At 61.8% G+C, this 13,257-nt stretch carries 15 protein-coding genes; 3 read left to right on the forward strand and 12 right to left on the reverse strand.

The window, feature by feature from the left end:
- Positions 1 to 139: 139 nt before the first annotated feature.
- Both pgeF and rluD read right to left on the reverse strand, forming a co-directional pair.
- The gene (pgeF, locus tag C9990_RS27285) at positions 140 to 865 is read right to left on the reverse strand and encodes a peptidoglycan editing factor PgeF (protein WP_065900566.1); all 726 of its coding nucleotides are present in this window, start codon (positions 863 to 865) and stop codon (positions 140 to 142) included.
- Positions 862 to 1,824: a 23S rRNA pseudouridine(1911/1915/1917) synthase RluD gene (gene rluD / locus C9990_RS27290; RefSeq protein WP_010213248.1), complete on the reverse strand. Its 963-nt coding sequence runs from the start codon at positions 1,822 to 1,824 to the stop codon at positions 862 to 864. The genes pgeF and rluD overlap by 4 nt, the downstream gene beginning before the upstream one ends.
- 149 nt (positions 1,825 to 1,973) lie before the next feature.
- Here rluD and C9990_RS27295 point away from each other — a divergent pair, with 149 nt between their 5' ends.
- Complete coding sequence (locus C9990_RS27295; RefSeq protein ID WP_065900564.1) at positions 1,974 to 2,999, forward strand: outer membrane protein assembly factor BamD; 1,026 nt, start codon at positions 1,974 to 1,976, stop codon at positions 2,997 to 2,999.
- A gap of 126 nt (positions 3,000 to 3,125) precedes the next feature.
- Positions 3,126 to 3,359 carry a PP0621 family protein gene (locus C9990_RS27300; RefSeq protein ID WP_065900562.1) on the forward strand — a complete coding sequence of 78 codons (234 nt, stop codon included), beginning with the start codon at positions 3,126 to 3,128 and terminating at the stop codon, positions 3,357 to 3,359.
- Here C9990_RS27300 and thiO read toward each other — a convergent pair.
- The 5 genes from thiO to pilV form a co-directional block, all read right to left on the reverse strand.
- Positions 3,346 to 4,455: a glycine oxidase ThiO gene (gene thiO / locus C9990_RS27305; protein ID WP_106805189.1), complete on the reverse strand. Its 1,110-nt coding sequence runs from the start codon at positions 4,453 to 4,455 to the stop codon at positions 3,346 to 3,348. The two genes, C9990_RS27300 and thiO, sit on opposite strands and share 14 nt — an antisense overlap.
- A gap of 62 nt (positions 4,456 to 4,517) precedes the next feature.
- Complete coding sequence (locus tag C9990_RS27310) at positions 4,518 to 4,919, reverse strand: type IV pilin protein (protein WP_106805190.1); 402 nt, start codon at positions 4,917 to 4,919, stop codon at positions 4,518 to 4,520.
- Positions 4,920 to 4,930: 11 nt separating this feature from the next.
- Positions 4,931 to 5,446: a PilX N-terminal domain-containing pilus assembly protein gene (locus tag C9990_RS27315; protein ID WP_256595138.1), complete on the reverse strand. Its 516-nt coding sequence runs from the start codon at positions 5,444 to 5,446 to the stop codon at positions 4,931 to 4,933.
- 7 nt (positions 5,447 to 5,453) lie between these two features.
- Complete coding sequence (locus C9990_RS27320) at positions 5,454 to 6,155, reverse strand: PilW family protein (RefSeq protein ID WP_065900556.1); 702 nt, start codon at positions 6,153 to 6,155, stop codon at positions 5,454 to 5,456.
- Positions 6,152 to 6,625, reverse strand: coding sequence for a type IV pilus modification protein PilV (gene pilV / locus C9990_RS27325; protein ID WP_106805191.1), 474 nt, complete (start codon positions 6,623 to 6,625; stop codon positions 6,152 to 6,154). Before pilV ends, C9990_RS27320 begins: the two co-directional genes overlap by 4 nt.
- Positions 6,626 to 6,829: 204 nt before the next feature.
- Between pilV and C9990_RS27330 the strand changes: the two genes are divergently transcribed.
- Positions 6,830 to 7,411 (forward strand): GspH/FimT family pseudopilin, encoded by a 582-nt coding sequence (locus C9990_RS27330; RefSeq protein WP_106805192.1) that lies wholly within the window; start codon positions 6,830 to 6,832, stop codon positions 7,409 to 7,411.
- Here the strand turns inward: C9990_RS27330 and ispH are convergent.
- The 5 genes from ispH to ribF all read right to left on the reverse strand — a co-directional run bounded on the left by ispH (position 7,365) and on the right by ribF (position 13,165).
- Entirely contained in the window at positions 7,365 to 8,312 is a 948-nt protein-coding gene (ispH, locus tag C9990_RS27335) for a 4-hydroxy-3-methylbut-2-enyl diphosphate reductase (protein WP_065900550.1), read from the reverse strand. The genes C9990_RS27330 and ispH overlap by 47 nt on opposite strands.
- A gap of 121 nt (positions 8,313 to 8,433) precedes the next feature.
- Entirely contained in the window at positions 8,434 to 8,871 is a 438-nt protein-coding gene (gene fkpB, locus C9990_RS27340) for an FKBP-type peptidyl-prolyl cis-trans isomerase (protein ID WP_173390393.1), read from the reverse strand.
- Positions 8,872 to 8,878: 7 nt separating this feature from the next.
- Positions 8,879 to 9,388 (reverse strand): signal peptidase II, encoded by a 510-nt coding sequence (gene lspA / locus C9990_RS27345; RefSeq protein ID WP_065900545.1) that lies wholly within the window; start codon positions 9,386 to 9,388, stop codon positions 8,879 to 8,881.
- Complete coding sequence (ileS, locus tag C9990_RS27350; protein ID WP_065900543.1) at positions 9,381 to 12,212, reverse strand: isoleucine--tRNA ligase; 2,832 nt, start codon at positions 12,210 to 12,212, stop codon at positions 9,381 to 9,383. The genes lspA and ileS overlap by 8 nt, the downstream gene beginning before the upstream one ends.
- A 14-nt stretch (positions 12,213 to 12,226) precedes the next feature.
- Positions 12,227 to 13,165 (reverse strand): bifunctional riboflavin kinase/FAD synthetase, encoded by a 939-nt coding sequence (ribF, locus tag C9990_RS27355; protein WP_065900541.1) that lies wholly within the window; start codon positions 13,163 to 13,165, stop codon positions 12,227 to 12,229.
- Positions 13,166 to 13,257 lie beyond the last annotated feature (92 nt).

Genomic DNA, 13,257 nt, shown 5'->3' on the forward strand with positions numbered 1-13,257 from the left:
ATGTGCGAGCGAGCTTGCTCGCGATAAACACATCCTGAATGAAGAAACCTGCCAGATACCCCTATAGATGGGGTGGATTCTGGAAGATTCAAGCGACCGACGGTTGATATGGATCAGCGTTGACCCAGATCAACAGAGTCTAGCGTTCAAGCCAGATAAGGGAGGCAAAACGACCGGTGCGGGGGCTGCGCCGGTAAGAAAAGAAGCGCGGGTCGGTGACGGTGCAGAAGCCGCCCCCATAAACCGCGGTGATGCCACGTGCCGCCAGGCGCAGGCGGGCCAACTGGTAGATATCGGCCATGAACTTGCCGGGATTGCGGCTCGGCACAAAGGCTTCGGCGGCAACCGGCAGTTGCTGCATAAAGGCCTCACGCACTTCCGGGCCGACTTCAAAGGCCTGTGGACCGATGGCCGGGCCCAGCCACACCAACACCTCACCGGCATCGGTATCCAGGCTTTCGAAGGCGGCTTCGAGCACACCCGCTGCCAGGCCACGCCAGCCGGCATGAGCTGCTGCGACACGCGTGCCGGCACGGTTGCAGAATAATGCGGGCAGGCAATCGGCGGTCATGGATGTGCAGGCGATGCCGGGCGTACTGCTCCAACTGCCATCGGCTTCGACGGTCACTCCAGGATTCGCCTCGACCACCTTCACCCCATGGACCTGACGCAGCCAGGCGGGCTGGATATCAAAGGCATCAGTGAGACGACGACGGTTTTCGAGCACAGCCTCCAGGCTGTCCTCGACATGATCGCCCAGGTTGAGACTGTCGAACGGCGCCAGGCTGACGCCGCCCGCACGGGTAGTGACGCAGGCCTTGACCTGAGCCGGCGCGGGCCAGTCAGGAATCAGCCAGTCACTCATCCGATAAACGCCTCGCGATCCTGCTTGAGCAGCGACAGCAACCAGACCAGATCGTCTGGAAGAGGCGATTCCCAGCTCATCCGCTTACCGCTCGTCGGATGATCCAGCTCCAGGAAACGTGCATGCAGTGCCTGGCGCGGGAAGTTTTTCAGCGAATCAACCATGGTCGCACTGGCCGCCGGCGGAATGCGGAAGCGGCCACCGTAGGCCGGGTCGCCGACCAACGGGAAGTTGATGTGGGCCATGTGCACACGAATCTGGTGGGTACGCCCGGTTTCCAGCTTGACCCGCACATGGGTGTGGGACCGGAAACGCTCCAGCACACGGTAGTGGCTGACGGCCTGCTTGCCACCTTCCATTACCGCCATACGCTGGCGCTGCTGGCCGTGGCGACCGATTGGGGCGTTGATCTTGCCACCCGCCACCACCACGCCGATCACGATGCACTCGTAGATCCGGCTGACACTGCGGCTCTGCAATTGCGTCACCAGCTGTGTCTGCGCCTGGATGGTCTTGGCCACCACCATCAGTCCGGTGGTGTCCTTGTCCAGGCGGTGCACGATGCCACAACGCGGGACATTGATGATGTCCGGCACGTGGTGCAACAAGGCATTGAGCAAGGTGCCATCAGCGTGCCCGGCCGCCGGGTGAACCACCAGGCCTGCGGGTTTATTGATGACCAGGATGTCGTCGTCTTCATAGACGATATCCAGCTCGATGTCCTGGGCGACCCATTCTCCCTGGGCTTCCTGCTCGGCAGTCAGCTCAAGAATCGCACCGCCATGCACTATGTCTCGCGGGCGGATAACCGCTCCATCCACAGTCAGGCGGCCGTCTTTGATCCAGGCGGAAAGGCGCGAGCGCGAGTGCTCAGCGAATAATTGTGCGGCGACTTGATCGAGGCGTTGGCCGCCCAATTCGGACGGCACCTCTGCGCGAAGTTCAATTTTATCGGACATGCTCAGACTAGGCGTGGCACAGCCTTTGGTTTCGGCTGCGCGCTTGTGGTTAAATACGGCGTCTTTTGCCCCGAGGCTTTCAACGGGGCGCTCATCATAACAGGACGGCCCCGCCCAAGACAGCGGCCGTCATAGGGACGCAAGCCGCCATGCAAGTGAAACACCTGCTGCTGATCGCCATCCTCGCCATGACTGCTGCTTGCTCGTCAACAAAGGAAGTCGTCGACGAAAACCTGAGCGAAGTCGAGTTGTACCAACTGGCTCAGAAAGACTTGGACAATAATAGCTACACCAGCGCCACAGCGAAGCTGAAGGCACTGGAGTCGCGCTATCCGTTCGGGCGCTACGCCGACCAGGCCCAGCTCGAGCTGATCTACGCCAACTACAAGAACGCCGAGCCGGAAGCTGCCAAGTCCGCCGCCGAGCGTTTCATCCGCCTGCACCCGCAGCACCCGAACGTCGACTACGCCTACTACATGAAGGGCCTGACCTCGTTCGACCAGGACGTCGGCCTGCTGGCGCGCTTCCTGCCGCTGGACATGACCAAGCGTGACCCGGGCGCTGCCCGCGACTCCTACAACGAGTTCGCCCAGCTGACCAGCCGCTTCCCCAACAGCCGCTACGCGCCGGACGCCAAGCAGCGCATGATCTACCTGCGCAACCTGCTGGCTTCCTACGAGATTCACGTAGCTCACTACTACCTGACCCGTCAGGCTTATGTAGCGGCAGCCAACCGTGGTCGTTATGTCGTGGAAAACTTCCAGGAAACGCCTTCGGTCGGTGATGGCCTGGCAGTGATGACCGAGGCTTACCAGCGCCTGCACCTGGACGAACTGGCCAGCACCAGCCTGGAAACCCTCAAGCTCAACTACCCTGACCACCCAAGCCTGAAGGACGGCCAGTTCGTGCCTCAGGTTGCCGAAGCCGACAACCGTTCGTGGCTGAGCAAGTACACGCTGGGCCTGATCGAGTCCCGTCCGCCGCTGCCGCCGGGCGAAACCCGCGCCAACCAGGACGTGATCAAGCAGTACCAGGACGCCAAGGACGCGATCCCTTCGGACCTCAAGCCACACGACGAGAACGGCGACGTGATCGAAGAGCAAGAGCCGCAGGCCCTGGGCAACAACCAGGACCGCTCGTGGTTCAGCTACATGACCTTCGGTGTGTTCGACTGATTCAGTCGACGCAACGCAAAAGGGAGCCCCACGGGGCTCCCTTTTTTATGCGCCAGCATTATTGCGCTGTGCGCCTGTCGCGTCCTTGGCTAAACTGGCGCATTACTTATCGAGAAACTGCCCATCATGGTTCGTCTACTGTTCTGGATTGCCGTCATTGCTGCCGCGGTATGGTTCTGGCGCAAATTCAAAAGCCCGACCGCCAGACAGCAACGCCCCGGCGAACCGGGCGCAGCCCTGATGGTGCGCTGCGCACATTGCGGCGTGCACCTGCCGCAGGATCGCGCCCTCAGCTCACGCCAGGAGTGGTATTGCACCCAGGCGCATCTGGAACAGGGGCCGAAGTCTATCCAGCGTTGAGGCGACCAGCGGGCGCGTAGGGCGCTGGATCAATGATCGGCGCTCGCTCCAGCAACAAATCCGCAAACAGCTGGCAGGACGCCGGCGCCAGCACCAGGCCATTGCGGTAATGCCCGCAGTTGAGCCATAGCCCATTAAAGCCCGGCACCTGGCCGATATACGGAATACCTTCCGGAGAGCCGGGGCGTAAACCGGCCCAGTGCCCCACCACTTCGGCATCTGCCAAGGCTGGAATCAGCTCCACCGCCGACGCCTTCAAGCTTTCCAGCGCGGTGTCGGTAGGCGTCTTGTCGAAGCCTTCATGCTCCAGGGTGCTGCCGATCAGGATGTGCCCATCGCGCCGGGGAATCGCATAGCGCCCCTTGGCCAGGACCATGCTCGAGAGGAAATCCGAGGCGCATTTGTACAGAATCATCTGTCCCTTGACCGGCTCCACCGGCAGCGCCAACCCCAGCGTACCGAGCAGCTGACCACTCCACGCCCCCGCCGCCAGCACGACCTGATCGCCATGGATCGGGCCATCCGCGGTATTCACGCCCACGACATCACCATCCTCGAGGATAAAACCGGCCACCTCGCATTGCTCGTGAATCGTCACACCCGGCAACGCCAACAGCGCCGCCTTGAGCGATTTGACCAGCCGCGGGTTGCGTACATTGGCCACGTTGGCCATGTGGATCGCCCGGGCATAGCCGCCGCCCAGTACCGGGACGGCATCGTGGGCAGCGGACACATCCACTTTGCTCAACGGCCGGCCTTCACGTGCCGCCCAGGCCAGGGCCTCGGCTTCATCATCCAGATCGAGCCAGTACAACCCGGTGGTGTGCACCTCCGGGTCAACGCCCGTGGCTGCAAACAGACGATCGGCCAGCTGTGGATAAAAATCCTGGGACCAATGGGCCAGCGCAGTGACCGCCGGGCTGTAGCGCCATGGGTACAAGGGCGAAACAATGCCACCGCCGGCCCAGGAAGACTCCTGCCCCACGCCCGCACGCTCCAGCAGCACCACCGCCAGCCCTTGCGTCGCCAGGTTGTACGCCGTCAACAAGCCGATAACACCGCCACCGACAATCACCACTTGCTGTTGCTTAGCCATCATTTGATCCAGCCGATAAATAGGAACAAGCGCACCCGGCGCCCAATCATCCAGCACTCTCATCATTGCCCCCAGCATGTCTTGCGCGACATGGCGGGTGCGGCGCCAGGGTTGGCCCGCGCACCGCTGCTGGTCAGGCTGAAGTCACCACAGGGATCGCCGGCCATTCCAGAGTCGACGGCAGGCGTAGCCACCAGGCGGTAATCCTGAGGGTTCAATGCTGCGGTGATTCTATAGCGATCATTGCCCGTACTGACGCCGCTTGCGTCAATAAAAGTACCGTTCCTCGCATAAAAGCGCTCCAGGTACTGAGCCTGCTCGGTCAACAGCGCGACGATCTCGGCGCGATAGACTTTTTTCACATGACCGGCGTACCCGGGATAAGCGATACCGGCCAGAAGCGCGATGATCGCCACGGCGATCAGTAACTCGATCAGGGTAAACCCCTGGCTATCCATGTCCATCCCTCTACTCCTTATTGAAGTTGTCGCCAGGCCACTCGCCGAAACCACGACCGCCCGCCCTCCTCTACCCGCACATACACACTCTCCAGCACCGTACGCGATTGGCCACTGAGCCCGACCGCGGTCACTCGGTACAAGGTGGCCGGGGTTTGCGCCGGCAAATGCGCCACCCCCACGCCAGTCCCCAGGGCTTGCACACCGTAGAGACCACCTTTCAGGCCGGCCCAATTCACGCCCGACACCGGATTCACGCCAGCACCTGTCACCGAGAACGCCTCACCGGGTGGCGCACAGGCGACGAACGATTGGCACGGCGGCAACCCCGCGAACTCCCGCTGCACCCTTGACTCTCCCAGCCTCAAGCCACTTTCAGCCGTCTGAAGTGACTGGTTGCGATGCCAGAGGCTCGCGGCAATCTTTTGCTGAGTCACAGCCATTTGCATCGATGACAAACCGACCAGCGACAACAGCAGCAGAAACACCAGGCTGATCAACAGCACCATGCCGCCTTGACGAAAAAACAGCATGTCCGCCCTACCCCACACGGTTTCGCAGCGCCGCCGCGACGCTGTAGGTTTGATCCTTGACCCGGCCGGTCGGGTCTTGCAGCGTCATCAGGATGCGCACGCTGCGTATCAAGGCAGCGTCGACCGGGCTGTCGTCGTAGCGCGCCACCGTCAATGAGTCCAACCTGTCGGCCATGCCAAAACTGATTTCGAAACGCTGCACGTTATCCACCAGCACCGCCTTGGCCGGCGCAGCAGGCGTGCTGACCTTCAACTGCCCCGCCTCAAAGGTGTAGGTAAGCTGGCGTAGCGCAAAAGAGATTTGCCCAGGCGTTGGCGCAGGTGCGCTGGCGGAGTAGGCATGGGCAGTGCCGGTGCAGTCGGACAGCACTGTCCAGTCGGGCTTGCCACCGGCGATATCAGCGGTGATCAACGTCAGCGACTTTGAGGCGCCCACGGCACTCCAGGCGACAGGCCGATCAAAGGCCGGCGGGGCATTCTCGATAAACGCTGTCGCCAGGCAGCCAAACATGCCGGCCTGGCGAATGTCCTGGATCAACTTGCCCAGGGCAAACCGCGCATCATCCTGCAGCAACATCGCCGCCTGCTGACTGGCAGAGGTCGTTCGCGAGCTGATCGCCACCTGACTCACGCCGAGGATCAGCACCAGCCCGACGGCCAGGGCCAACAGTAATTCCACCAGGCTGAAACCGCGTGCGTCCCTCCTCACTGTGCGGCCTCCATGCGACTGGTCAGGGTGAAGGTTTCGCGCGCACCCGGGGTATGCGTGCCGCGTTGATCGTTCCAACTGATGCTGACAGTCACCTCATTGGCGCCGATCACCACCGAACCCGTCGCGCTCTCCCCGGCGAAACCGCGAATATTCGCCTCGAAGTCATGCAGATCCAGATCGCGCACGCTGGCGTTTGCGGTACTGGCCGGCACACTCGCCCCAGCGCGCCAAGCGTAATCGGCACCGGCATTGGCGCGAATTCGGTCGAGCATGTCGTAGGCGATGAAACTGGCCTGGCTGGTCATCCGTGAACTGTCGGTGTACTTGAGCGCGTTCAATTGGATCACTGCCGCACCCAGCAGGCCGACGGCGAGAATCAGCACCGCCATCAGCACCTCGACCAATGTAGTGCCGCCCTGGCGCCTGGGCGCCGCATTAAAAAAGCAGGTAGTCGGACAGGCAAGCATTACCGTCGTCATCCGTGTCGAAGGCCAAGGAAAGCAGGAAAATCCTGCTGTGCGGCCCAAGACTAGCGTCGGTTTTCAGCCCGCGCTGCTGCGGGAACAAAGGGAAATACTTTGGACATGAAGGCCATCATCCGTTACCGCCGACGTGGCGCTATACCTACGGCAGCACCCCAACACTGAATCGGGTCCACGGAGGGACAGCACATGCGACAACGAGGTTTTACCCTGATCGAACTGCTGCTCGGGCTGATCGTGAGCAGCATCCTGGCGCACCTGGCGGTGCCCAATTTCAAGCACCTGCTGGCGTCCCAGCAACGACAAAGTGCCGCACAATCGCTGGCGAGCGCGCTGCGCTTTGCACGCACGCAAGCCATTGCACGCAACCAGGCGATGGTGATTCACGCACGCGAAGACGACTGGAGCCAGGGTTGGCGGGTGATAGTGGATGTGAGTGGACGCGGCCATCTGGACGACGACAACCCGGTGCTGCTGGAGCGCCAGGACAGCGGGCAAGTAGCGATCGTGGGCAATGGGCCGGTCAAGAGCCAGGTTCGCTTCAGCGGGTTGGGTGAACCGGTATTTTCAGGTGGGGGATTCCGCGCCGGTACCGTGCACGTGTGCGCCACGGACGAGGCTCAGAGCCTGCACCAGATAGTGCTGGCCCCCAGCGGGCGCATCAGCCTGCGCAGCGACAGGGCCGAGCAGGCGTTGTGCCGGAGCTACTCCGGCACCCTGGCAGTCAGAGCAGCGAGCGAACCCGCAGCTCCTTGGGCATGGAGAAAGTGATGTTTTCTTCACGACCGGCCAATTCATCCGCGCCGGTAGCGCCCCAGGCATGCAACTGCTGGATAACTCCGCGCACCAGCACTTCCGGGGCGGAAGCGCCCGCAGTAATACCAATTCGCTCGACGCCATCGAACCAGCTGCGCTGCATGTCCTCGGCACCGTCGATCAGGTACGCCGGTGTCGCCATGCGCTCAGCCAACTCGCGCAGGCGGTTGGAGTTGGAGCTGTTAGGGCTGCCGACCACCAGCACGACGTCGCACTCATTGGCCAGTTGCTTAACGGCATCCTGGCGGTTCTGGGTGGCGTAGCAGATGTCGTCCTTGCGTGGCCCGCCAATGGCCGGGAAGCGGCTGCGCAACGCGTCGATCACGCGGCTGGTATCGTCCATGGACAAGGTGGTCTGGGTCACGAAGGCCAAACGCTCGGGGTTGCGCACCTGCAGGTTGGCGACGTCTTTCTCGTCTTCCACCAGGTAGATGGCGCCGCCGTTGCTGGCGTCGTACTGCCCCATGGTGCCTTCGACTTCAGGGTGCCCGGCGTGGCCGATGAGGATGCATTCACGGCCGTCACGGCTGTAGCGCGCGACCTCGATATGCACCTTGGTGACCAGTGGGCAGGTGGCATCGAATACTTTCAGGCCACGGCCTGCCGCTTCGGTACGCACCGCCTGGGAAACACCGTGGGCGCTGAAGATGACGATAACGTCGTCCGGCACCTGGTCCAGCTCTTCGACGAAGATGGCACCGCGCGCGCGCAGGTCTTCGACCACGAATTTGTTGTGGACGACTTCATGGCGCACGTAAATCGGCGGCCCGAAGACTTCCAGGGCGCGATTGACGATTTCGATCGCCCGGTCCACGCCGGCGCAGAAGCCACGCGGGTTGGCGAGTTTGATTTGCATGCTGTGCCTCGTGTCTTTGTAGGAGCTGGCTTGCCTGCGATGCAGTCGACTCGGTGTATATGGCAAACCGAGTGGATGCAATCGCAGGCAAACCAGCTCCTACAGGAACCGGTTTTGTCGGTCAGATTGCTTTAACGTCGATGATTTCAACGTCGAACGTCAAGGTTTTACCGGCCAACGGGTGGTTGAAGTCGATGGTCACTTGCGCGTCATCGAAGGTTTTGACCACACCTGGCAGCTCGGTATTCGCCGCGTCGTTGAAGATCACCAGCAGGCCTTCCGACAGGTCCATGTCCTGGAACTGCGAACGCGGGATGATCTGCACGTTTTGCGGGTTGGGCTGGCCAAAAGCGTTTTCCGGCAGGATCTGCAGGGTGCGCTTGTCGCCGGCCTTGAAACCGAACAGGGCTGCTTCAAAACCCGGCAGCAGGTTGCCGTCGCCGACCTTGAAGGTCGCCGGGGCTTTGTCGAACGTACTGTCGACCGTGTCGCCATTCTCCAGGCGCAGTGCGAAATGCAAAGTGACTTCCGTGTTCTGGCCGATGCGTTGCTCAGCCAATACCTGATCAGTCATTGACGGTCTCTCCGGTTTTCTTGCTCTTGAACATATCCAACGCCAGCATGATTGCACCGACGGTGATGGCGCTGTCGGCGAAGTTGAATGCCGGGAAATACCAGCGGTTCTGCCAATGCACCAGAATGAAGTCGATCACATGGCCCAGGGCAATGCGGTCGTACAGGTTGCCGAGTGCGCCACCCAGCACCAGCGCCAGGGCGATGGCGAGCCAGGTGTCATCGCGGCCAAGGCGTTTGAGCCAGACCACCAGCACCGCACTGACCACCACGGCGATCAGGGCGAACAGCCAGCGCTGCCAACCGCCACTGTCAGCCAGGAAGCTGAAAGCGGCGCCGGTGTTGTAGGCCAAGGTCCAGCTGAAGTAATCCGGGATCACCACGATCTGCTGGAACATCTCCAACGAGCCTTCGAAATGAGCCTTGCTGACCTGGTCGATGACCAGGACCAGCACGCTCAGTACGAGCCAGCCCAGACGTCCGAAACGACTGGCGTTAGGCATAGTGGCGAACCTCGCCAGTACCGCTGATGTTATCCACGCAACGGCCGCAGATTTCCGGATGCTCAGGGTTCACGCCGACATCTTCACGGCAGTGCCAGCAACGGGCGCACTTGGGGAAGGCCGACTTGACGACTTTGAGCTTGAGGCCCGGCACTTCAGTGGCCACGGCATCGGCCGGCGCCTGGGCAAAAGGTGCCAGGCTCGCGGTCGAGGTGATCAGCACGAAGCGCAGCTCGTTGCTCAGCTTGGCCAGGTCAGCGGTCAGGCCTTCCTCGGCAAACAGGGTGACTTCGGCTTGCAGGTTGCCACCGACGGCCTTGGCCGCACGCTGCACTTCCAGCTCCTTGTTCACCGCAACCTTCACGGCCATCACGCCTTCCCAGTACTCACGGCCCAGTTCGAAGTCGGCCGGCAGTTCGGTCAGGCCTTCGTACCAGGTGTTGAGCATCACCGATTCGTTACGCTCGCCCGGCAGGTATTCCCACAGTTCGTCGGCGGTGAAGGCCAGGATCGGTGCGATCCAGCGCACCAGCGCTTCGGAGATGTGATACAGCGCGGTCTGCGCCGAACGGCGTGCCTTGCTGTTGGCGCCGGTGGTGTACTGGCGGTCCTTGATGATGTCGAGGTAGAAACCACCCAGCTCCTGCACGCAGAAGTTGTGGATCTTCGAGTAGACGTTCCAGAAGCGATACTCGCCGTAGTGTTCCTGCAACTCGCGTTGCAGCAACAGGGTACGGTCCACGGCCCAACGGTCCAGGGCGAGCATGTCCTCGGCCGGCAGGATGTCGGTGGCCGGGTTGAAACCGGTCAGGTTCGACAGCAGGAAGCGTGCGGTATTACGGATCCGGCGGTAGGCATCGGCGCTACGCTGCAGGATCTGGTCCGACACGGCGATTTCGCCCGAGTAGTCGGTCGACGCGACCCACAGGCGCATGATGTCGGCGCCCAGGGTGTCGTTGATCTTTTTCGGCTCGATCACGTTCTTCAGCGACTTGGACATCTTGCGACCCGTCTCGTCGACGGTGAAGCCGTGGGTCAGCAATTCGCGATACGGTGCGTGGTTGTCGATGGCACAACCCGTCAGCAACGAGGAGTGGAACCAGCCACGGTGTTGGTCCGAGCCTTCCAGGTACAGGTCGGCGCGCGGGCCGCTCGCGTGGCCCATCGGGTGCGAGCCGCGCAGCACGTGCCAGTGGGTGGTACCCGAATCGAACCAGACGTCGAGGGTGTCGCTGATCTTGTCGTACAGCGGCGCTTCGTCGCCCAGCAGTTCGGCAGCGTCCAGCTTGAACCAGGCTTCAATGCCTTCCTGTTCAACGCGCTGGGCCACTTCTTCCATCAGTTCGACGGTACGCGGATGCAGCTCGCCGCTTTCCTTGTTGAGGAAAAACGGGATCGGCACGCCCCAGTTACGCTGGCGGGAGATGCACCAGTCCGGGCGGTTGGCGATCATCGAGTGCAGGCGCGCCTGGCCCCAGGCCGGGACGAACTTGGTGTCTTCGATGGCTTTGAGCGAACGGACACGCAGGGTGTCGCCGCTGGTCGGCTCTTTGTCCATGCCGATAAACCACTGCGCGGTGGCGCGGTAGATCAGCGGGGTCTTGTGGCGCCAGCAGTGCATGTAGCTGTGCTTGATGGTGTCGGTCTGCATCAGCGCACCGACTTCGCGCAGCTTGTCGATGATCGGCTGGTCGGCCTTGAAGATGAACTGGCCGCCGAAGAACTCGAGCGAAGGCACGTAGACGCCGTTGCTTTGCACCGGGTTGATGATGTCGTCGTTGACCAGGCCGTATTTCTTGCAGATGACAAAGTCGTCCACGCCATACGCTGGCGAGCAGTGAACAATGCCAGTACCCGAACCCAGTTCGACGTAGTCAGCCAGGTACACCGGCGACAGGCGGTCATAGAACGGGTGACGGAAATTGATCAGCTCCAGCGCGGAGCCTGTGGTGGTGGCGATCACCGCACCTTGCAGCTCATAACGCGCCAGGCAGGCCTCGACCATTTCTTCGGCCAGCACCAGCAGGCGATCACCGACGTCCACCAGGGCGTAGGTGAATTCCGGGTGCACGTTCAGCGCCTGGTTGGCCGGGATGGTCCACGGCGTGGTGGTCCAGATCACGATCGCTGCGGGCTTGCTCAGGCTTGCCAGGCCAAAGGCCTCGGCCAGCTTGGCGTCGTCGGCAATCGGGAAGGCCACGTCGATGGTCGAGGACTTCTTGTCTTCGTACTCGACTTCCGCTTCAGCCAGGGCCGAGCCGCAGTCGAAACACCAGTTCACCGGCTTGAGGCCCTTGAACACGAAACCGCCCTTGACGATTTCGGCCAAGGCACGGATTTCACCGGCCTCGTTCTTGAAGTTCATGGTCTTGTACGGGTTGTCCCACTCGCCGAGCACGCCCAGGCGGATGAATTCGGACTTCTGCCCTTCGATCTGCTCGGTGGCGTAGGCACGGCACAGTTCGCGGGTTTTATCCGCGCCCAGGTTCTTGCCGTAGGTCACTTCGACTTTGTGTTCGATCGGCAGGCCGTGGCAGTCCCAGCCAGGGACATACGGCGCGTCGAAACCGGAAAGGGTTTTCGAGCGCAGGATCATGTCCTTGAGAATCTTGTTCAGCGCATGACCGATGTGAATCGTGCCGTTGGCATAAGGAGGGCCGTCGTGCAGGACGAACTTCGGACGATCCTTGCCAATTTCGCGCAACTTTCCGTACAGGCCAATACTGTCCCAGCGCTGCAGGATCTGCGGTTCGCGCTGTGGCAGGCCGGCCTTCATTGGGAAGGCGGTGTCCGGAAGGTTTAGCGTGGCTTTATAGTCGGTCATTTAAGGCTCTTCGGTTAGCGATGGGCGCTAGGTGCGGCTAGTGCACGGGCGGCGGCGACATCCGCATTGATCGCCGTTTTCAACGCCTCAAGCGAGGCGAAACGCTGCTCTTCACGCAGCTTCTGGTGGAAAACCACCGTCAAACGCCGGTCATACAAATCACCGGCAAAATCCAAAAGATGAACTTCCAGGTGGGCCTTGCCATCACCTGCAACCGTGGGCCTGACGCCTATGTTGGCGACTCCTGGCCACGATTGGCCATCGATGTCGACGCTGACCAGGTAAACCCCGGTCAGCGGCACACGACGGCGCTTGAGTTGCACGTTGGCGGTTGGCGTGCCCAATTGGCGCGCCAGCTTCTGGCCGTGCAGTACCCGTCCGGCAATGCGGAACGGGCGACCGAGCAAACGCTCGGCCAGGGCGAAGTCGGCAGCGGCCAGGGCATTACGCACCTGGGTGCTGCTCACGCGCAGGCCGTCCAACTCGACGGTTTGCGCGGCTTCGACGGTGAAACCCTGGGTGATACCGGCGTGTTGCAGGAAATCGAAATCGCCGACGCGGTCGCAGCCAAAACGGAAGTCGTCACCGACCTCCAGGTGCTGCACGCCCAGGCCATCGACAAGGATCCGGTCGACGAACTCGGCAGCGCTGAGGCTCTGCAAACGCTGGTTGAAGGCCAGGCACAGGACGCGGTCCACGCCTTCTTCGGCCAGCAATTGCAGTTTGTCCCGCAGGCGGGCCAGACGGGCCGGCGCCGTTTCGGGGGTAAAATATTCCCGCGGCTGTGGCTCAAAAATCACCACGCAGCTGGGCACGCCCAACTCGACCGCACGCTCGCGCAGCCTGGCCAGGATAGCCTGGTGGCCACGGTGAACACCGTCAAAGTTGCCAATAGTGGCGACGCAGCCCCGATGCTGGGGGCGCAGGTTGTGGAGACCTCGAACCAGCTGCATAACGCGCTTCTTGCTCATAAAGTGGTCGATTATAACCACACCCGGCCCCGGACGACAGGCAACAGCGCAGGCCAAATGGATCGAATCGATAA

The sequence above is a fragment of the Pseudomonas sp. S5D5 genome (genome assembly GCF_003013355.1).
GTDB classification, from domain to species: domain Bacteria; phylum Pseudomonadota; class Gammaproteobacteria; order Pseudomonadales; family Pseudomonadaceae; genus Aquipseudomonas; species Aquipseudomonas aylmerensis.

What these genes read in the sequence shown, in the direction of transcription:
- ileS (WP_065900543.1), bottom strand. Translation starts at nt 12,212, where the DNA reads ATGACCGACTATAAAGCCACGCTAAACCTTCCGGACACCGCCTTCCCA.
- C9990_RS27330 (WP_106805192.1), top strand. Translation starts at nt 6,830, where the DNA reads ATGCGACAACGAGGTTTTACCCTGATCGAACTGCTGCTCGGGCTGATC.
- C9990_RS27300 (WP_065900562.1), top strand. Translation starts at nt 3,126, where the DNA reads ATGGTTCGTCTACTGTTCTGGATTGCCGTCATTGCTGCCGCGGTATGG.
- pilV (WP_106805191.1), bottom strand. Translation starts at nt 6,625, where the DNA reads ATGCTTGCCTGTCCGACTACCTGCTTTTTTAATGCGGCGCCCAGGCGC.
- thiO (WP_106805189.1), bottom strand. Translation starts at nt 4,455, where the DNA reads ATGGCTAAGCAACAGCAAGTGGTGATTGTCGGTGGCGGTGTTATCGGC.
- C9990_RS27310 (WP_106805190.1), bottom strand. Translation starts at nt 4,919, where the DNA reads ATGGACATGGATAGCCAGGGGTTTACCCTGATCGAGTTACTGATCGCC.
- ribF (WP_065900541.1), bottom strand. Translation starts at nt 13,165, where the DNA reads ATGCAGCTGGTTCGAGGTCTCCACAACCTGCGCCCCCAGCATCGGGGC.
- ispH (WP_065900550.1), bottom strand. Translation starts at nt 8,312, where the DNA reads ATGCAAATCAAACTCGCCAACCCGCGTGGCTTCTGCGCCGGCGTGGAC.
- lspA (WP_065900545.1), bottom strand. Translation starts at nt 9,388, where the DNA reads ATGCCTAACGCCAGTCGTTTCGGACGTCTGGGCTGGCTCGTACTGAGC.
- rluD (WP_010213248.1), bottom strand. Translation starts at nt 1,824, where the DNA reads ATGTCCGATAAAATTGAACTTCGCGCAGAGGTGCCGTCCGAATTGGGC.
- C9990_RS27315 (WP_256595138.1), bottom strand. Translation starts at nt 5,446, where the DNA reads ATGCTGTTTTTTCGTCAAGGCGGCATGGTGCTGTTGATCAGCCTGGTG.
- C9990_RS27295 (WP_065900564.1), top strand. Translation starts at nt 1,974, where the DNA reads ATGCAAGTGAAACACCTGCTGCTGATCGCCATCCTCGCCATGACTGCT.
- pgeF (WP_065900566.1), bottom strand. Translation starts at nt 865, where the DNA reads ATGAGTGACTGGCTGATTCCTGACTGGCCCGCGCCGGCTCAGGTCAAG.